22 protein-coding genes are annotated in these 17,660 nt (G+C 47.1%); 2 read left to right on the top strand and 20 right to left on the bottom strand.

The features are described from left to right. Window positions 1-56: 56 nt before the first annotated feature. The 10 genes from NYE29_RS28605 to NYE29_RS28645 all read right to left on the bottom strand — a co-directional run bounded on the left by NYE29_RS28605 (window position 57) and on the right by NYE29_RS28645 (window position 7,317). Window positions 57-476 carry a response regulator transcription factor gene (locus NYE29_RS28605; protein ID WP_340898514.1) on the bottom strand — a complete coding sequence of 140 codons (420 nt, stop codon included), beginning with the start codon at window positions 474-476 and terminating at the stop codon, window positions 57-59. Next, the gene (locus NYE29_RS34680) at window positions 476-685 is read right to left on the bottom strand and encodes an ATP-binding protein (RefSeq protein WP_445322224.1); all 210 of its coding nucleotides are present in this window, start codon (window positions 683-685) and stop codon (window positions 476-478) included. Before NYE29_RS34680 ends, NYE29_RS28605 begins: the two co-directional genes overlap by 1 nt. A gap of 98 nt (window positions 686-783) precedes the next feature. Beyond that, window positions 784-1,428 (bottom strand): uridine kinase family protein, encoded by a 645-nt coding sequence (locus NYE29_RS28610; RefSeq protein ID WP_340898515.1) that lies wholly within the window; start codon window positions 1,426-1,428, stop codon window positions 784-786. Between the two features lie 324 nt (window positions 1,429-1,752). Beyond that, the gene (locus NYE29_RS28615) at window positions 1,753-2,208 is read right to left on the bottom strand and encodes a GNAT family N-acetyltransferase (protein WP_076109275.1); all 456 of its coding nucleotides are present in this window, start codon (window positions 2,206-2,208) and stop codon (window positions 1,753-1,755) included. 138 nt (window positions 2,209-2,346) lie between these two features. Beyond that, window positions 2,347-3,171 carry a nucleotidyltransferase domain-containing protein gene (locus NYE29_RS28620; RefSeq protein ID WP_340898516.1) on the bottom strand — a complete coding sequence of 275 codons (825 nt, stop codon included), beginning with the start codon at window positions 3,169-3,171 and terminating at the stop codon, window positions 2,347-2,349. A 235-nt stretch (window positions 3,172-3,406) separates the two neighbouring features. Beyond that, window positions 3,407-3,559, bottom strand: a complete 153-nt coding sequence (locus tag NYE29_RS28625; RefSeq protein WP_340898517.1) for a hypothetical protein — start codon at window positions 3,557-3,559, stop codon at window positions 3,407-3,409. A gap of 93 nt (window positions 3,560-3,652) precedes the next feature. Beyond that, the gene (locus NYE29_RS28630; protein ID WP_340898519.1) at window positions 3,653-3,925 is read right to left on the bottom strand and encodes a hypothetical protein; all 273 of its coding nucleotides are present in this window, start codon (window positions 3,923-3,925) and stop codon (window positions 3,653-3,655) included. 216 nt (window positions 3,926-4,141) lie between these two features. Next, window positions 4,142-5,224, bottom strand: coding sequence for a hypothetical protein (locus tag NYE29_RS28635; protein ID WP_340898520.1), 1,083 nt, complete (start codon window positions 5,222-5,224; stop codon window positions 4,142-4,144). Between the two features lie 60 nt (window positions 5,225-5,284). Beyond that, complete coding sequence (locus NYE29_RS28640) at window positions 5,285-6,655, bottom strand: HAMP domain-containing sensor histidine kinase (RefSeq protein ID WP_340898522.1); 1,371 nt, start codon at window positions 6,653-6,655, stop codon at window positions 5,285-5,287. 2 nt (window positions 6,656-6,657) lie between these two features. After that, window positions 6,658-7,317 carry a response regulator transcription factor gene (locus NYE29_RS28645; RefSeq protein WP_340898524.1) on the bottom strand — a complete coding sequence of 220 codons (660 nt, stop codon included), beginning with the start codon at window positions 7,315-7,317 and terminating at the stop codon, window positions 6,658-6,660. A 503-nt stretch (window positions 7,318-7,820) separates the two neighbouring features. On the opposite strand from NYE29_RS28645, the gene NYE29_RS28650 reads away from it, so the two are divergent. Further along, a complete protein-coding gene (locus tag NYE29_RS28650) occupies window positions 7,821-8,261 on the top strand; it encodes a DUF4395 domain-containing protein (RefSeq protein WP_340898525.1) in 441 nt (146 codons plus the stop codon). Window positions 8,262-8,396: 135 nt separating this feature from the next. Here the strand turns inward: NYE29_RS28650 and NYE29_RS28655 are convergent, their stop codons facing one another. From NYE29_RS28655 to NYE29_RS28700, 10 genes are all read right to left on the bottom strand, one after another. Continuing rightward, window positions 8,397-8,933: a hypothetical protein gene (locus NYE29_RS28655; protein WP_340898526.1), complete on the bottom strand. Its 537-nt coding sequence runs from the start codon at window positions 8,931-8,933 to the stop codon at window positions 8,397-8,399. Window positions 8,934-9,004: 71 nt separating this feature from the next. Next, window positions 9,005-9,442 (bottom strand): GNAT family N-acetyltransferase, encoded by a 438-nt coding sequence (locus NYE29_RS28660; RefSeq protein WP_340899825.1) that lies wholly within the window; start codon window positions 9,440-9,442, stop codon window positions 9,005-9,007. Between the two features lie 103 nt (window positions 9,443-9,545). After that, complete coding sequence (locus NYE29_RS28665; RefSeq protein WP_340898527.1) at window positions 9,546-10,550, bottom strand: ROK family protein; 1,005 nt, start codon at window positions 10,548-10,550, stop codon at window positions 9,546-9,548. A 79-nt stretch (window positions 10,551-10,629) separates the two neighbouring features. Further along, the gene (gene pdxR, locus NYE29_RS28670) at window positions 10,630-12,159 is read right to left on the bottom strand and encodes a MocR-like pyridoxine biosynthesis transcription factor PdxR (RefSeq protein ID WP_340898528.1); all 1,530 of its coding nucleotides are present in this window, start codon (window positions 12,157-12,159) and stop codon (window positions 10,630-10,632) included. Between the two features lie 28 nt (window positions 12,160-12,187). Then, complete coding sequence (locus NYE29_RS28675) at window positions 12,188-12,502, bottom strand: AzlD domain-containing protein (protein WP_340898529.1); 315 nt, start codon at window positions 12,500-12,502, stop codon at window positions 12,188-12,190. Further along, window positions 12,499-13,242: an AzlC family ABC transporter permease gene (locus NYE29_RS28680; protein ID WP_340898531.1), complete on the bottom strand. Its 744-nt coding sequence runs from the start codon at window positions 13,240-13,242 to the stop codon at window positions 12,499-12,501. Before NYE29_RS28680 ends, NYE29_RS28675 begins: the two co-directional genes overlap by 4 nt. A 181-nt stretch (window positions 13,243-13,423) precedes the next feature. Further along, complete coding sequence (locus tag NYE29_RS28685) at window positions 13,424-14,167, bottom strand: ABC transporter permease (RefSeq protein ID WP_179091683.1); 744 nt, start codon at window positions 14,165-14,167, stop codon at window positions 13,424-13,426. A gap of 49 nt (window positions 14,168-14,216) precedes the next feature. Then, complete coding sequence (locus NYE29_RS28690; RefSeq protein WP_340899828.1) at window positions 14,217-15,011, bottom strand: ABC transporter permease; 795 nt, start codon at window positions 15,009-15,011, stop codon at window positions 14,217-14,219. 70 nt (window positions 15,012-15,081) lie between these two features. Beyond that, window positions 15,082-16,146: an ABC transporter ATP-binding protein gene (locus tag NYE29_RS28695; protein ID WP_340898532.1), complete on the bottom strand. Its 1,065-nt coding sequence runs from the start codon at window positions 16,144-16,146 to the stop codon at window positions 15,082-15,084. 165 nt (window positions 16,147-16,311) lie between these two features. Then, a complete protein-coding gene (locus NYE29_RS28700) occupies window positions 16,312-17,094 on the bottom strand; it encodes a GTP cyclohydrolase II (protein ID WP_076109261.1) in 783 nt (260 codons plus the stop codon). Window positions 17,095-17,260: 166 nt separating this feature from the next. Between NYE29_RS28700 and NYE29_RS28705 the strand changes: the two genes are divergently transcribed. Beyond that, on the top strand, window positions 17,261-17,587 hold the full coding sequence (locus NYE29_RS28705; protein ID WP_038591312.1) for a winged helix-turn-helix transcriptional regulator: 327 nt from the start codon (window positions 17,261-17,263) through the stop codon (window positions 17,585-17,587). Window positions 17,588-17,660: the final 73 nt, after the last annotated feature.

Genomic DNA, 17,660 nt, shown 5'->3' on the forward strand with positions numbered 1-17,660 from the left:
AATTTTTAACCTGTATTCAAAGCAGAGTCACTAATCCAGTTCCTAACACTACTCTCTCATGTTGATAAATATCTTTTTAATAACAGGACTGCTTTAGCCCGGTCATTGGTACCGATCTTGGAATAAATGTCACTTAAATAGTTCTTTACCGTTCCCTGAGTCAAAAATAATTTTCCGGCAATTTCCTTTGAGTTGTATCCTTCAATAAGCAGCCTTGCAAGGTCAAGTTCTTTTTGCGTTAGCTCAAGTTCCTTACCTGCTTTTTCAAACCCCCTGTTCTTATTGCGGATCGTGAGAGCAAGCTTTTTTGCCACTTTACCAGTAAGCAGCAAATTTCCGGAGAGCGCTTCTTCGCCGGTTTGGGCCGTCCCAACGATCTCTATCTCCGATCTTATCGAAAGCAAAGTTTCCAGACCTTCAAGCATAATTTTATGATCATCCACAAGCATGACGCTGATTTTGCGACCGCTATCCATTAACCGTCCCCCTTTGCAACAGGCATCCGGACATGGAGTGCAAATCCCTTCATAGGCTCACTTTGCACATTCAATTGACCTCCGATGGCCTCAATTCTTTCTTCCATCGTTTTCAGACCAAACCCATATATGAATGAATCGCTACCGATTCCATTGTCCTTTACCCTAATATGAATCGTATCTTGCTGTTCAAGGACAGAGATCTCCATTGCACGCGATTTTAACTGCAAAGCATCTACTATTGATGTTTTTCAGAACTCGTAACACCTTATAATCTCAATTTCCGATTTGTCTTTATTTCACCATTTTAATTAAAACAGCTTTTTTCAAGAATATACTCTTCATTGGAGTTTTTTAAAACTATATCAAATTTTTGATGATACGGATGCATAAATAAATCATATTGAATTCTACGCTCTTCATGAGATTTTCTTAAATAATTAGTATCTGTTCCTCTTTCAGAAACATCACGTATACTCCTTCTCATCAACTCGGTTTCTCCATCCGTATATAAGTAAACTTTCAGGTCATACAAATTCGGGTCTGTAAAGGCAACACTCATGCCTTCCACAATATTTATTTTGTTTCGTGAAGATATTAACGTGCTCTTTGTATAATCCGTGCCTATTGTATAAAAATCTAAACCATCTCTTAACATATGAATGTCTCTTTCTAAAGCGAATATATTATGAGCAGCAGGGTGACAAGCAGTCATTTTATCATGATGATGTTCATTGTTATATTCATAGTCGATAAAAGTGTATTTCCTAAGATGAGAGCTGATAATATAGGGGTCAGTATTAATATAATTCACATCATCATGTCCGAGAAGCTTTAAAAAATCATGGGCAAACGTTGTCTTTCCAGATGCACCATGACCCGAAATCCCAATAGTGACTCTTTTAACCTCACCGCTAATCAAATTGGCTATCTTATGTAATACCTTATCCATATTTGCCCCCATTTTATCTATTAATTAATGTTCATTAACTCTCCATAAACCATACATAATTAGGTAATTTGCACAAAAAAAGCGCAGAGTTGCTGGTTTCAACACTACGCTTTTATTGGTCATGCGGTCATCTTTTTTTCAACTTTTCGAGCTAGTATTAATGCACCTTGATCGATATATTTCATATAATAATGCGACAAAATAAATAAGGGCACCATGGAAACCATAAACGTAATTGCATAGGCAAGATTATAACTAAAACGATGAATCACCGTTATATGCCCTCATGTCTTTTTGAGTTATCGTTTCCCGATAGTTCAATGACTAATTACTTAGTAAAAGTTTCATACCATCATGACTAGCAACAAATCCAAGTCGTTCATAGAACCGATGGGCATCTTTACGTTTTTTGTCAGTTGTCAGTTGAATCATCCCGCAACCCATTGCTCTAGCCTCATTAATAGCATAACGAAATAAGGACTCTCCAACTCCTGTGCCACGATAATCACTGTCAATACGAACACCCTCAATTTGAGCACGTGTCGTTCCTAATCTTGCAATCCCAGGAATAATTGTAAGCTGAAGACAACCAATAACTTCGTTGTTATCCAAAGCAACGATTATGGAATTACCAATCTGCTGTTCAATCTTTGCAAAAGCATCAATGTATGCTTTTGGCAGTGGGTGTTCAAAACGCTCACGGGTAGCCCCCAATTCATCATCCGCTAATAAACGGACAATTGCAGGAAGATGGTTTACATTTGCAGTTTTGAATTCCATAATGACCTCCAATATCTCATTGTTTTGTTAAAATACTATATTACAATGGTATACCTTCTTCAACAAGACTGCCCTTTACTTCAGTAAGCCCCCCCAACGTTGCAGCTTCTTCGCTGTAGACACCCGTCAGATGAGCAACTATTCCGATAACCCCCCCTTAGTTGTTTCGAGAGCTCTGTCCAGATCATGTGATGCTTCTATAATGGCTGGCTCCAAATTACTCAGCCATTCGGAATACTCTAGACATGTTACCATGGATGGATCCTTCCTTAGCTTCTTGCATCGCTTCAAATTCTCTTTCCATCCGCCACTAAGATGTAAAAGCCCCCAATCTGCTGCTTGGCTTTTAGACAGGATGACACCTTCCTGCCACCAAGCTATAAATTTGGAAGCTAACAGGAGCCAGTCAACGGAATGTAGGCTATTTCCCTTGCCAAACATCCGCATGCACTTGGCATATTCTTTAAAAAAGCTAATGAACTCTTCCCTCGAGTACGATGGCACATTGTCTAGATGGGACTTACCATACAACAAGATACTCTGCTCCTTGATCGTGTACAGGGTGAACAGGTCTAATTGATTTTCCGTCCAGACGGATTCACGCTTTGTTCCCCACCACAAGCCGCTGCCCTTCTCCCCACTCAGCATACTAATCGTAAGAAAGGCACCCTCAAGCATATCGGTGTAGAGGTTGGGGATCTGTCTATCGACAGATCTTCTAAGAAGGGATGATCTATAAATGGATCTTTGTTTGTTTAAAAGTTCGATTTCATTTTGGCTAAGGTCCTCTCCGATTACGACGAGAAAATCCAAATCCCCGTATCCCGGGGATAAATCATTATGGATGGCCGAACCGTAAAGGTAAATGCTTCGCAACTTTCTATTAAGAATGGCTCGGATATCATCGACAAATATGGACAAGGTTCGCTCAAGTGTTTCGTCTTCAAATGATTGGATCAACATTAAGATCGCTCCATTTTGAATTTCTATTTTTAGTTTTTGCCAATACTATAATACCACCATATTGGAACCCTATCTTCTGTTCAATAGTTAGCAAAGGCTGCCGTATGGATCCGCGGCAGCCTGTTCTTGGAATTATGATGGTATAATTTCTACGTTAGTTCAACGATCAAATCATCAATGAGCCGATCGGTTACGTCGCTGCTCGTAGTTCACTGAACTATCGTTCGCGGCTAACTCAACCAGTCATACCCATAGATACCTTTATTGCTACTCCAGCCATTTCTTTTAGTTTAACAGTAGCTAATCCTTTAATCCCAAAATTTGTAGCTATCCTTTCAAAGTAAGACCAATCGTTATTTTCTTTAATTAACTGTATTTCCTTTATCAATTCTAAAAACGTGTCAAAGCCCTCTATATCTATGTATAACCTTGCTAATTTTTCAAATCCAGCTTCATCTGGCGTTTGAACTATAATTTCTAGTTAGAATAAAAATAGTAAGTGTTTGTTTTCTTTCATCTTCTTTATAAATTTAACGATTCCTCGAATAATAAATATTGATAAAATGATAATAATGACTGGAGAAATTTCTAAAATAAAAACAGGAAATAATGCTGATAATGAAACAAAAATCTCGTAAATAAAAAAATAATCAACTATTCCAACAACTACAAAAGACATTACAATCAATTGAAATTTCTGATAATAATAACTAAGCCTGTAATAGGCTCTTCTTAAGTAATCAAAAGCTTTCATACTTCACCTCAATGCAATTTATTTACACTATGCTACGATTAGGTTTAGAAATAGTTTCATGTATTACTTTAGTTCAATCTATATAAAACTCTATTTTCTTCTGACACCCGGAACGAATAATGCCCTTCCGGCTTCCTGCAGGGAAGCGAAAGGGCTGAAAAGTTTGCTTTCTTGTTATTTGGAACTTTGTACTCGATTTTTTGAAACGTTTTCTGCTTAATCGGCCTTGTCGGCAGCCTCATAGATAAGGCAGCGCAGGGCCTGATTCGGATAGCGGAATTCCGCTGTATAGCTGCTTCCGTCTTCCAACAACAGTTTCACTGCCACCATCCCGCGTTTGTTGTTAACCTCGGTATCGGTCAGATAAGCTTTGACAATGGTTCTTGTTTCTCCCTGCTTGTCCGTAACGACCTGGGTAGCTTTGTGAATCCAGCTGGCATCCTTTTGAATGGCGCTAGCGGCGGCTTTGTCGATGGGTGTTCTTTTCAGCGCCACATTAATTGCTGTCGTATCCAGCACGACCCCGGTTTTCGCATCAATTATTACGAGATATTCCCAAAATTCCTTGCCTTGTCCTCGCAGGGTTTGCGACTTATAAGGAGACCAATGAACCCTCCAGGTTGGATGTTTGTCCAGTCTTAGTTCATCTAGAATAACTGTCGTCTGCAGCTTGGAAATATCGGCATCGAACAGCTTGCGCACACTTTCAGCCGCCAGCGCCTGCGCTTCAGCCTTACTGAATTCCTGCGGCAGGGGGGGCGCAGTCACATTCCGTTTGGACAAGATGTAATTGAGCCGGTAGGACCAGTCAATCAGCTGCAGCAGCTCTTCATCGGTCAAACTCCGCTCCGGGTATGTGTACGTATTGGTCTCCAAATCCAGATACACTTCTGCTTGCCCCGGCTTTAACGGCAGCTGCTGTTTGGGGCGGAGCCCATCATACACATACTGGTCATCCAGAACCAGTCTGCGGTTCACTTCTGAATCGGTCATTTCCCGGCCTGAATTATGAGGATCGCCCGGCTTGTCTATGAAGTCATAGATCTGCTGGATTTGCGCCTCAGTCATCTGCTTAAGCAGGTCTTCTTTCACAGTGGACACCGGCGCCGGTGCCTCCACTTTCAGCACAGGGACGGTGCTTCCGGTTAAAGCCAGCTTGGCACTACCCTGAATTTCCGGGCTGTTCTTGGCGACGACTGCTGAGTTCACAAAGCTGGGGACGAGAGTCGCGCTGACAGTGAGCACGGCTCCTGAAAATAGGATAACAGCTAACGTAGCGGGCAGTTTGTTCTTGCTCAATTGTATTACCTCCATTGGGATCAAAGATGTTGAATCTGTCTATACCTTAATCCCAAGATGTTATGGAGTAGGAGGACAGTTGTTATGGAGTTGTAAAAAGATGCGGATGCTTGTCCCTTCACCAAGAACAGATTGCAGCTCAACTCTGGCTTGATGCGCCTCGGCAATTTGCCGGCACAAGGAGAGACCGAGACCGGCATTGCCATAGGTCCGTGAACGTGCAGGGTCCGCCCGATAGAACGGCTCGAAGGCACGCTTGCTCTGTTCCGCCGTCATCCCGCTTCCGCTGTCACGCACTTCCAGCACAGCCTCCCCGTTCTGATTATAGGCTAGCAAGCGTATCTGGCAGCCTGGCTTTGAAGCATGAATGGCATTTTCGATTAAATTCACCAGAAAGGATGCCAGCAGATCGGCATCTCCCCACACGGCGGGGATGGAGCTGTCAATCTGCAACAGTATTCCGTTCTCAGTTAATTTTTGCTGTTCCGTCTGCACTACCGCCTCGAACAGTCCGGAAACATCCACCTCTGACTGCACCAGAGGCTGGTGCCGGAGGACGGACAAATCGAGCAGCTTAAAGGCAAGATTCTTCAGCCTGATCGTTTCACTCCAAATATAGCGACCTGCCTTTATCTGTTCTTCCTGGCCAATGTTCGCCGAAGTGAGAAATTCAGCGAATCCCTGCATACTGGTCAGCGGTGTACGCAGTTCATGGGCAAGATTATCGACCATCCGCTGTTTATCCTCTGCCATGTCGGAGAGATCAGTCATCCGCTGCTCCACCACCGAAGCCATCCGGTTGAAATTGAAGGCCAACTCCCCGAACTCGTCCTTACTGTGCAGCTCCACACGGTTCGAATAATTGCCCTCAGCGATTGTCTTGGTCGTCTCCGACAGCTGCTTGAGCGGCTTAGTCAGTTGGCGGATGAGGAGATAGAGCAGCAGCGCCAGCACCGGACCTACAATCCAGTTAATCATTACAAAGAAGCGGTTCAGCTCCTGCTGCTGGGCATACAGCCCGCTGATGTCGCGCTTATAGGCCAGCTCCATATGCTGGTAAGGAGCAGGAAGCGGCATGGATAACCGGATGGTATGTTGATCCTGCATACCGTCCTTTCCGCCCGTATTCGGGTAGATTAGCCGACCGTTCTCCCGCAGCTCCAAGCCAATTCCTTGTGTGCGGTAGTGTTCACCATATGACTCAGCCACACTGAGCAGCAAGACAGGGGTGAGGGTGATGCCCCGTGCCAGGATAGAATCAAGATTCTCGTATATATTATTGGCAATCAGCAGCTGCTCGCTGGCCGCCCGCTTGGTCTCGCTGTCCATGTTCAGCTGCCAGCTTTTTTTCATCACCATAATTACACTTACATCGAGGGCTGCAATGAAGAGCACGAGGACGGAGAGGAGAATCTTATGCCAGAACCGCATAGCTAGACCTGAACTTCCAGGCGGTAGCCCAGCTTGAATACGGTTTTGATTCGTTCTTCCCAGCCTAGTTTTTTGCGCAGCTGACGGATATGGACATCCACGGTGCGGGTGTCGCCGGCAAAATCATAGCCCCAGGCCAATTCAAGCAGCTTTTCCCTCGAGAGGGCTATATTCCGGTTGCGGATCAGCACTTCGAGCAGCTCAAATTCCCGGGTAGTCAAATCCACCGGCAACTGATTTACCCGGACCTGACGTTCCGGAAACCGGACTTCCACCTCATCGCAAATAAAAGCAGAGGCAGTTTGTTCGTTCCTGCGCAGCACGACATTGATACGGGCCAGCAGCTCAAGGATTTCAAAGGGTTTTATAATATAATCATCCGCACCTAACTCGAACCCTTTGATGCGGTCTGCCAATGCATTTTTGGCCGTAATCAGAATTACCGGAATCCGCAAGTGGGCAATCTGCTGCATCACTTCAAACCCGTCCATACCGGGAAGCATCACATCAAGCAGAATAAGATCCGTTCGCTCTTGTTCTAGAATTCCAGAAACCTCTGAACCGGTATAAACTTTGGAATACGTGTGTCCGACCAGCTTAAGGTTCATGGTAATCAAATCGCTGATCGGCTGTTCATCTTCAACCACTAGTATATGGGCCATCCACTGAATATCCTCCTGATTCCTATAGTAGCGAAAATTTCTGTTCGCATAGACTTCATCCGCTAGCATCAGCTTACAAATTTAGTGCCTATTCTTTATAATCCGGACCGTCACGTACCGGTAAAGCCTCGGTCGTCCAGCACAACATAGATCATATTCAGCCCTTCTTTCTTGTGTTGTTAACTATTTACACTTTAACATACCAGATTTCAGAATTCTTCATGACTCTTTCGGTTTGGTGCTGTAAATCACTTTTTTAAGTCTCTTTTTTTGGCAGAAGGAAACTGGCAGTCAAAAAATAGCTTAACTTTCAACGCTGAAGGAGTCAAAGAATAATTCATCTGAGCTGAACTGTTGAACCGACTGAGCCATGAGGACTATGGACATTCCCTACACGAACGTAAAGGATGGAAATTTTGAGATTATATAAGTCTTTTCTGATTGCTAGTGGCAGAGGGATCCGCTATAATTTAATTAATTCCAATGCGAAAGGTGTGAATTAGATGGGCAAAGATATCAAAGCCAAAGGAATCCCCAGACCACTTGTCAAAACCAACCAGGCAGTTATCGTGATCTCCGTTCTATTAACCTGGCTTACAGGACAACATTGGATACTTGCGATTCCCCTAGCCGCCGGCTTGTCCGGTTTACTGTTCGGATACAATCCCGTGATGAAGGCTGGGGTGAATTTTCTCAAAAAAGAACGCTCTGCTTATGTGCAAGAAGATTGGGAGCAGCAGCAATTCAACCAAAGCATAGCCGTCTTCTGTCTTGCCGCTGGTCTGATCAGCTTTCTGGCAGGCTGGAATATTGCCGCTTATATCTTCACCGCATTGGTAGCGGTCGCAGCAACTGTCGCTATTCTTGGATTCTGCATTGGCTGCTTTATCCATTACCAGTGGAGAATGTACAACTATAGACGCAAACAGGGAAGCACTCAGTAACGCTTACAGCGTGTAAGGACAGCAGCCGCAGCGGACATTGTGACCGGCAACAACAAAACAAGCAGCAATGATGACCTGGGTCTTCACTGCTGCTTGAGACTGGCATTGAATGTGCTGGCCAACTCCTGCCACGGGTTATTTCCTCTCTCCGTCGCCCGCAACATCCCAGCGATGGGGGAATTTCTCCAGCCTCGGATGAACAGTAGATGGAGTTTCGCTCAGAATAAGCCGAAGCTTCACGATCCACTCCTCAAAGGAGGAATAAGAAGCAAACAAATTAGCCATCTCCGGTGTCAGGTACAGGAAATACGGCGAAGGATACACTTCGCTAATATGACGGAGCGCAGAATCGAGCGGCGTATATTTCTTCCGCTTTCCCTCCAGAGTTTCCACAGTAATAAATGAAAGTCCCTGTTCTCTTCTCCACTCATGCAAACGGTCTTCCCGCTTATAATACGCCTGTACAGGCTCTTTCGTCATCCGCCTTACCGTTTCTTCATGCAACGGATACAGCACCAGCTTGGTGAATTTGCGTTCCGTAGCCGTCCGGGCTGCCTCAGCCAGCTCCTGATCACTTATATGCTCAAAGGAATCATAGAAAACTAGCGTTCCTTTGCGTTCGCTGGCCGGTGGTTCATAGCCATAGGGTACATGCTGGATCTCTCGTTTCATTTTCGCCCTCCTGCTTGATCTGTCCGCTCTATGTAGCATAGCATGTGCTATTTTGTCCGGAATTAAATGTTTTATGATTTAGTTTTGATTAAAAAGAGCGTCAGATCATCGTCCACACAAACTTGGCTTCCTGGTACTACGGGCATATCGTTATACATTATCCCTCTGCCATCGGGGACAAAGCCGCGCTTGATGTACATTCTTTGTGCAGTGCCATAGTCAGCATACAACCCGAAGCCTATACCTATCGTGTCCGACTGCATAAATGCCTCTTTTTCCAGCGCCTCAATAAGCAGACTTCCTATGCCCAGCTTGCGGAGCGGGGGGATAATGTCAAAGTTCTGGATTTCAGGGATTCCGTGCTCTTTAAAGTATGGGTACTGCGGGTGAAGCACCACATGGCCCCAGCCTGCAAGCTTACTCTCAAGGGACACCAGGAGCGTCACTCTTTCTTTACTCCGGTTTTCTTCCCAGCAGCTTTTAATATACTCTAGGACGGATCTGTACAGGTAAACTCATGGCATGTCTTCCTCCATTCAAGTAGAATGCTGCTTTTTTTCAGTGTTTGCTATTCACTCGGCACCTTAATTTCTATCGCCAAAAAAACAGGGGTCACCGGATTATATTGCTTTTCCCTTCATCTCCCAGCTTAACACAATCCTTCTTATACGCGTAGTATGCAGCCCCCAGCGTTCCGGCCCTGCTGCCAAGCTGAGCCTGAACAATCCTGCATTTGCCGCCCGCCAGTTTCAGTGCATGCGCATTTACCGTTTCCCGGACACTGTGCAGCAGCCTGTCCCCTGCCGCCGCCATTCCCCCGCCGATAATGACTACGTCCGGGTTCAGCAGATTAATGACATTGGCCAGTCCAAACCCAAGCAAAACCCCTGTCTCATGCATCACCTCGACAGCCAGGCTGTCCTCAAGATCATACGCCTCAGAGATCATCAAAGCGGTTATGGCATCATTATTACCGGTTGTCCAAGTCTGAATGATGCTGGTTCTGCCTTCACCCAGCTTTTCCTTAAAAGTGTTGACCATGCCTACAGCGGACACGTACCTCCCAAGACAGCCGGAGCTTCCGCAGCGGCAAGGGCGACCGTTCCTGTACATGTTCATATGCCCGATTTCCCCGGCACTGAAAGTAGTACCGTAAAGCACCCTGTCCTGAGTGATGATTCCTGAACCTAGTCCCGTTCCTAGCGTAAGCAGCACCTGATTTCTATACCCTCTGCCTGCGCCAAACTGCCACTCACCGTACATGTTGACTCGCACATCGTTATCGATAAATACAGGAAAGCTGTAGAACTTTTTCATTTCATTTACAATATGTATGTTTTCCCACTCCGGAAAATTGGGAGAGAAAATGGACAGTCCCTCTTCCGGATCAAGCAAACCGGGGATACCCAGTCCCATGCATTGGATCTGCTCCAAAGCAACTCCATGCTCCTCCGTCAGCAGCTGAACCGCATTTCGGATTCGTTCGAGCACAAATGCCGGTCCTTTCGCGGCTTCAGTAGCCGTTGACAATTCCCCGATTGCTGTAAAACCGGTATCAAACAGCCCTGCTTTGATATTCGTTCCACCCAAATCTACCCCAAGGATATATGATTTCATCCAGTACCTCCTCATTTCCGCCAATTTCATTTTTATAGTGATGATCTTTCAACTTTTTCAAAACCCTATTAGTGCCATATTAATTCAAGCTCATTGTCTTCGCATCGGCTTCCGCCCTGCGGATCGCCTTCACCCCGCTCTTCAGCTGGCTTTCCGTAAGATTGGAGTAACCCAGCAGAAATACGGGCTTCTGCGGCTTGGAGCCCACGAAGTAAGAAGAGGCTGGATAGATACGAACGCCATACCGAAGCGCAGCTGCCGCTATATCATTTTCATTTGCGGGTGAATCCAGCTCAACCAGTACATGCAGGCCTGCCTCTTCACCAAACGTACGCACCCGCGGGCCAAACTCCTTCCGCAGACTGTGAAGCAGACAACTTCTGCGCCCGGCGTAGAGCTTATTCATTCGGGCAACATGACGGGCATATTGTCCAGACTTCAAAAACTCAGCCAGCGCTTCCTGATCCAGAGCAGGAGACATCCGGTCGGCAAGCCATTTGACCGCCAGAAATCCCGGGATCATGGATGGGGGCAGGATAATATAGCCTATGCGGAGCGCCGGAAACAGGATTTTGCTGAAGCTGCCGATGTAGGCCACCCTGCTGCTGGAATCCAGACCGGCAAGTGCAGACAGCTTCGGACCATCGTATCTATATTCACTGTCGTAATCATCTTCAATAATTAACGCGTCATGCGCCTTTGCCCATTTCAGAAGCTGAATCCTGCGGCTTAATGACATCGTTGTCCCGAGCGGGAACTGATGGGATGGCGTGACATAAATCAGCTTCGGAATCTTGCCGTGCCCTGTTTCTGCCGCTTGAAGAACACGTTTGTCGAAGTCTTCAACGGTTATGCCTTCCTCATCCACCGTTACCGGTATAATCTCAGCGCCGGAGAACCTGAATATTTCACGTACCGTATGGTGGGTGGGATCTTCCATAATTACACCGTCGCCTTTGCTCAAACATAACCTCGCCAAAATATCCAAGGCCTGCGTTGCCCCCGCTGTAATCACAATTTGCTCGGCAGTCACGGGAATGGAACGTGTTGAACGCAGCAGCCGGGCAATTTCCTGGCGCAAGGAATATGAGCCCTCCGCAGCCCCATATCCCAGTGTCTGCGGCGTGGCGCTGCGGCAGGCATTCATGAGCGCTTTCTGCCAGCTATCCATGGGAAAGGCATCCCAGGCAGGCACACCATGGCGGAAATCACAAAACACGGCACCAGGTCCGACATTATCCATGATAGCATCAGGTGTAAGCAAAGAGAGGGCCAGTTCATTCTTCAAGTGAAGTTGCCGGTCCTCCTGTGCAATCTTTTCCATGTCAGGGTCATCGCCTGATAGTCCGTGCTCTGACTGCAGACCCGTAACGAACGTTCCAGCACCTTTGCGCATTTCCAGATATCCTTCTGCTTGAAGCAGCTCATATGCCTGCAGAACCACGCTTCGCGAGAGGGATAACTGCTTGGCCAGCATTCTCGTTGGCGGCAACGGATCGCCTCCACTTAAAGCTCCAGAATGGATAGCTGTCCGAATCTGCTCATAGATCTGCCGGTTTAAAGGCACTGCCCTATCTCTGTCAAGCGTGATTAGCAGTTCATGCTTCATCGGGCACCTCTCCACATTTCATCATATATCAGAAATTTAATGATATTACCTTTACTATAACTGCCGCTGTTACCGCACCCAGAACAACAAGCAGCAGCGGTATTTTACGGACTAAGACCAGTATAACAGCAGCAGCGCCGGAAGCGATACCGATCAGCGGAGCTTTGGGATCTACCTGAAAGATCCCCGGTACCGTTAAGGCACTCAGTACAGCCAGCGGCAGATGATCCAGCATCATCTTGATTTTACCGGTTTTCGGAAGGAAATCACGGGTAAGCAGCAGCGGCGCGAATCGCAGCAAAAAGGTGATCAGCGCCATACCAACGATCACTGCAATGTTCATGCGGCCTCCTCCACAGCCCTGTTAACCCGAACTGGAATGAGAAGGCCGGCAGTCATTCCTGCCAGCATGGCGGCAAGCACAGCGGAACTCCCGAGGTAAGGTTGCAGAACCCAGGAGAACAACGCCGAGCACAGGCAAATTACCAGATTGCGCCTGCTGCCCCGCAGCTGAGGGACAATTAATGCAATCAATAAAGCATATAGCGAGGTGTTCAGCGCGGGTAAAAAAGCGGCCGGGATATAGGCTGCAAGAGATATACCGGCCGCTGTGGACACAAGATTGGCAGCATAAGGAGGAATTTGCAGGCCAAGAAGATAATGCAGCGGCAACTCCGGTGTTTTCCCGTCCGCTGCTTCCTGCCCTAAACTCTGCTTATGGCTTAGCATACTTACCGCATAGACCTCTTCTGTTAAACTGAAGCCGATCCACGCCTTCACCACAGTACTGAGGTTTCGTCTGACCGACCCTGAAAAGGACAAACTGATCATCAGGTATCTTAAATTAATAACCAAGGTCAGCAGCAATATAAGAGGCGCCGCCGTCCCTGCCGCAAGCAGCTTGACGCCGGCAAATTGGCTTGTGCCCGCATACATCAGTGCCGACATCAGAAAAACCTCCAGACTTCCAAGTCCAAGTCCCTTGCCGACCAGCCCAAAAGTAAAACAGGCAGGAATAAAACCGGCGACAATCGGCAAAGAGTCCAAACACCCTTTTTTAAACTCGGCTCCTAAGACCCCCATGTTCGATCACTCCCTTAGCACATTTAAACCACACAGTCAGCTTACCTGTTCGGTCTGTACCGGGAAATAACCACTTTGCACTTTATCCGCCATACCAATTCTACAGAGACAGAAAAAAGGCAGACAGGGTGTCTTTCTCCTGTCTGCCTTGCTGATACTATTTTATAGCTGATAAGCTGCTTTAGGAGCCTGCTCCCTTATACCGTTTAACCCCGTAGTTCCAAGAAACAAGGCCAAGGCAAAGGAATACCGCACCGACTACAGGAGTCAGCAGCGCCATTCCTCGCATCTCATCCCGTTCCAGAAACAGCGCCGCCGGGTAAATACCGACGAAGGCAAACGGAATAACCCAGGTGAGCAGTACCTGAATAGCCCGGTTGTAGATCGTGACCGGATAACGGCCATAGCTCTGAATATTGTACATCAGCGGCAAAATGCCGGTCGGGGCATCGGAGTAGAATGACAATGAAGTCAGCGTGGTGTAAATCCCCGTATAGATGGCTACCGCACTGAGCGTAAGGAGGATCAGTGCCGGTATCGTCCACCACTCGAACGGCAGTCCGAGGTTAGCGCCGCTGATTGCCATAATAATCAATCCAATGATCGAACCAAACAGGGCTGGCGGGTCTACATTTTCCAGAAAGATCTGAAAAAGGTTATGCGCAGGCCGGGTCAGAATCCGGTCCATTTCGCCTTTGACAATATAGCGCTCACTGAAGCCCCACATGTTCACAAAGCAGCTGAAGACGCCGTACGGGACCATAAAGAAGCCGTATACGAACACCACTTCATTTTGATTCCAGCCGCCCAGGCTGTCGGTATGCATAAAGATCACAAGGATAAAAATAAAATTAGTCGCTTGAAACAGCAGATCCGAAATGACCTCCACCCAGAAATCGGCGCGGTAGGTCAGCCGGGTCTTCATATAATTTTTCAAATATTCGATTAACAATCCCAGATAATACAAACCTTCCTCACCCTCCCTGCACGAACAGCCGCTGACTCGCCGCGTGGTATAGCCAGACAATTGGAATCAGCAGCACCAGGAACCAGAACACCTGGACACCGAGCACATTCCATATGCCCACACCCTGTACCCGGCCCGTAAACACGGAGCCCGGAAGGTAGGTGATGGCTTGAAAGGGCAAAACCTTCAGCACACCGGACAGCCAGTCCGGGAACAAGCTGATCGGGATAATCAGGCCGGAGAACAGGTCTACAATGACCCGCTTCATGCGCATCATGCCTTCATTGTTCTCCACGAAGAAGGCGGACAGCCCTGTGATAACGTTAATCTGTGAACTGATCAGGAAGCTGAAGAAGAGCATGACCAGAAATCCGGCCCAGGCCGAAAGCTCTGTCGGCAATTGCACCGGAAATAACAGAATGGCGATGACCATCCCCGGAATCATCAGCATCATGAAGCGGAATAACCCTTCGCCGAGTCCCTGCATCATTTTGACCAATACGTAGTTATAAGGACGAATGAACTGAATGGCGATGCTGCCGTCCCGGATATCCGTGGAGATCTCCCGGTCCAGGTTGTTGAAATAAAAGGCGCGCGCCATCCATGAGACGGCCACATAGGTGGTCATCTGCGCTCCAGTAAACCCGCCAAGCGACTCCCCGTTCCCATAAATGGCCTTCCAGGTGAAATAGTTCACCCCGATATTAAGCGTATAGATTAGAATGCCTGAATAATAGTTCACACGGTAAGCGAGCATAGTCAGAAAGCGGATGCGGATAAAATCAAAATAAGCGCCCAGCAAAAGTCTGCGTCCATTTTCCGGCTGTCCTCCAGAGGAAGAGGCGCCACCCGCGGAGCTGGAAACAGCGGCGTTAAGCTTGTCCGACATGGATGACCTCTTTCTCTTCCTGCAAAGCCGCGATCATCTCTTCCGGTTTCTCCGCCGATCCGGATTGATAAATACTGCGGACAATATCGTCTGTGTTGGTTTCGATAATCTTGATGTCTGTTATATCCGCCTGGCCTACCACGCGTCCCAGCACATCCGATACATTCAGCTCCAGCGGAATCCAGACTTTGGCGGCGAGGTCGTTCTCGGCCGTCCAGGTCACCGGCATACCTTCCGTCCATTGCATAATCCGGCTGAGCTTCGTAGCTGTGCCGAATTGGAATACCACCTCACGCCCGGTTCCCCAGCGCTGTTTTAAGTCCTCCAGACCGCCGTCATAAATAATCCGCCCATCATCGAGCATAATGACCCGTGAACAGAGCGCTTCAATGTCCTGCAGATCATGGGTAGTCAGCAGAATGGTTGTGCCATGCTCCCTGTTCATGTCCTTCAGAAACTCGCGGATCTCCGATTTCACGACAATGTCAAGACCAATGGTCGGTTCATCCAGGAACAGAATCGAGGGGTTATGGAGCAGTGCGGCCACAAGCTCGCAGCGCATCCGCTGGCCGAGACTAAGCTTGCGGACCGGCCGGTTCAACAGATCCTGCAGCTCCAGACGTTCCACTAGCTCATCGAGCCGCTTTTTGAAATCTTGTTCGGAGACCCGGTATACCTTGCGCAGCAGCTGAAAAGACTCGATCACGCCGATATCCCACCACAGCTGGCTGCGCTGCCCGAAGACTACGCCGATGTTCTGCACAAATTTCTCACGTTCGGCATACGGAACAAACCCGCCTACAGTCAGGCTGCCAGCAGTTGGAACGAGAATGCCGGTGAGCATTTTAATCGTGGTCGATTTGCCTGCACCGTTCTCACCGATATATCCGCATATTTCACCTTGGGGAATCGTGAACGAAATGTCCTTCACTGCCGTCACTTCGGAGTATTCCCTCTTAAACAAATCAGCGAAGGCCCCTTTGAGGCCCTCGCGGTTCTTTTGGACTTTAAACGTTTTGCGTAAGTCCTGCACTTGAATGGCGTTCATATTGTACCTCGCTAAGCTAAAGATTGGGTTCAGTACCCCATTATAATGCAAGGATTACAAAAGCACTACCCGTTTATCGTAAAATAAGCAGAAACGGTTATACCGTCCATTTACAAACGGCATCCGTTTCTGCGGGGAAATCAGGAATGTAGCTGGATGACAGCATTATTTGGCGACTCTGCCTTCAAAGAAATCGTTACTTTTCACAGCTTCCAAGTGGCCGGACCGCGTTACCTTTGTGCGCAGGTACTTCTCATTGAATACGGAAACGTCACCCCATAGCGGAATTCTTTTCACTGTGTTCATGCCGGCAGCCTTCAAGGCGTCCATCTTCTTAGGGTTGTTCGTAATCAGTGTCACCGGTTTGCTGCGCAGATGCTGCAGTACGCTGATGGCATCCTTATAGTCTCTGGAATCATCGGCAAAGCCAAGCTCCAGATTAGCTTCCACAGTATCATAACCTTCTTCCTGCAGAATATAGGCCATTGCCTTGCTGAAGAGACCAATGCCTCGTCCTTCATGATTTGCCAGATAGAACAACGCACCAGAGCCGTGCTGGGCAATCATCTTCATCGACTGGCGCAGCTGGAAGCCGCAATCACAGCGTTTGCTGCCGAAAATATCGCCGGTATGGCAGATGCTGTGCATCCGGATCAAAGCTTCGTCCGAGTCTTCGAAATCACCGTAAACGAGTACACTGGACTGCTGACTGTCAGCAAGATTCATGGAAGACAGACGTGAGATCAATAATTCAGTTGCTTCTATAGAATCCCCGCCCTGCAGTTCAACGTCATCTGATTTCAACCAGCTGTACCATTTAAAAGTGACTGTTTCTCCATCGAGATTCACCGGCAGCGTAATCGGTCCGACCAGTATATTAGTGGAATCATCCATCGTTATCCGTTTGATCTTATTCTGCAATATAGAAAGGATATCAGGTTTAATCATAAGTGCACCGTCCTAAAGTTTTAAATATTTTTAATTTTAACTTCAAGTAACTATTTGTAAGTTAGTTTATCATTGTAATATAACTTCGTCAAGTTATAATATATATTTAAATAATTATAATTACTTATTGTAAGTTTATGATATAATGAATGCAGAGGTGATCTTAATGAATGACTTCGAGATGTGTCCACGCTTTGAAAAAGCTGTAGATGTGCTTAGCAAACGTTGGGTTGCACTGATCGTATTTGTATTAATGAATGGCCCTCGCCGGTTTGGTGAAATCGAGAGCTGCTTGTCCAATCTCAGCGGAAAGGTTTTGTCTGACCGCTTGAAGGAAATGGAAAATGAGGGCATTATCACGCGTACAGTTTATCCTGAAATGCCTGTACGCATTGAATATTCGCTGACGGACAAAGGCACTGCCCTGGCTCCTATTCTTGGAGAAATCAGCAACTGGTCTACAGAGTGGATCGAGATCGGCGCAACCAAATGATACGGGGTCCGCAGCATCAATAGCGCCCTTTTTTGTTCCGGCAGCCGGAATAAAAAGGGCGCTTATTGTTGTT

This window comes from Paenibacillus sp. FSL M7-1046, assembly GCF_038007405.1.
Lineage (GTDB): Bacteria > Bacillota > Bacilli > Paenibacillales > Paenibacillaceae > Paenibacillus_AQ.

What these genes read in the sequence shown, in the direction of transcription:
- NYE29_RS28645 (WP_340898524.1), bottom strand. Translation starts at nt 7,317, where the DNA reads ATGGCCCATATACTAGTGGTTGAAGATGAACAGCCGATCAGCGATTTG.
- NYE29_RS28650 (WP_340898525.1), top strand. Translation starts at nt 7,821, where the DNA reads ATGGGCAAAGATATCAAAGCCAAAGGAATCCCCAGACCACTTGTCAAA.
- NYE29_RS28665 (WP_340898527.1), bottom strand. Translation starts at nt 10,550, where the DNA reads ATGAAATCATATATCCTTGGGGTAGATTTGGGTGGAACGAATATCAAA.
- NYE29_RS28605 (WP_340898514.1), bottom strand. Translation starts at nt 476, where the DNA reads ATGGATAGCGGTCGCAAAATCAGCGTCATGCTTGTGGATGATCATAAA.
- NYE29_RS28685 (WP_179091683.1), bottom strand. Translation starts at nt 14,167, where the DNA reads ATGAAGACCCGGCTGACCTACCGCGCCGATTTCTGGGTGGAGGTCATT.
- NYE29_RS28675 (WP_340898529.1), bottom strand. Translation starts at nt 12,502, where the DNA reads ATGAACATTGCAGTGATCGTTGGTATGGCGCTGATCACCTTTTTGCTG.
- NYE29_RS28620 (WP_340898516.1), bottom strand. Translation starts at nt 3,171, where the DNA reads ATGTTGATCCAATCATTTGAAGACGAAACACTTGAGCGAACCTTGTCC.
- pdxR (WP_340898528.1), bottom strand. Translation starts at nt 12,159, where the DNA reads ATGAAGCATGAACTGCTAATCACGCTTGACAGAGATAGGGCAGTGCCT.
- NYE29_RS28700 (WP_076109261.1), bottom strand. Translation starts at nt 17,094, where the DNA reads ATGATTAAACCTGATATCCTTTCTATATTGCAGAATAAGATCAAACGG.
- NYE29_RS28680 (WP_340898531.1), bottom strand. Translation starts at nt 13,242, where the DNA reads ATGGGGGTCTTAGGAGCCGAGTTTAAAAAAGGGTGTTTGGACTCTTTG.
- NYE29_RS28695 (WP_340898532.1), bottom strand. Translation starts at nt 16,146, where the DNA reads ATGAACGCCATTCAAGTGCAGGACTTACGCAAAACGTTTAAAGTCCAA.
- NYE29_RS28615 (WP_076109275.1), bottom strand. Translation starts at nt 2,208, where the DNA reads ATGGAATTCAAAACTGCAAATGTAAACCATCTTCCTGCAATTGTCCGT.
- NYE29_RS28610 (WP_340898515.1), bottom strand. Translation starts at nt 1,428, where the DNA reads ATGGATAAGGTATTACATAAGATAGCCAATTTGATTAGCGGTGAGGTT.
- NYE29_RS34680 (WP_445322224.1), bottom strand. Translation starts at nt 685, where the DNA reads ATGGAGATCTCTGTCCTTGAACAGCAAGATACGATTCATATTAGGGTA.
- NYE29_RS28640 (WP_340898522.1), bottom strand. Translation starts at nt 6,655, where the DNA reads ATGCGGTTCTGGCATAAGATTCTCCTCTCCGTCCTCGTGCTCTTCATT.
- NYE29_RS28630 (WP_340898519.1), bottom strand. Translation starts at nt 3,925, where the DNA reads ATGAAAGCTTTTGATTACTTAAGAAGAGCCTATTACAGGCTTAGTTAT.
- NYE29_RS28705 (WP_038591312.1), top strand. Translation starts at nt 17,261, where the DNA reads ATGAATGACTTCGAGATGTGTCCACGCTTTGAAAAAGCTGTAGATGTG.
- NYE29_RS28655 (WP_340898526.1), bottom strand. Translation starts at nt 8,933, where the DNA reads ATGAAACGAGAGATCCAGCATGTACCCTATGGCTATGAACCACCGGCC.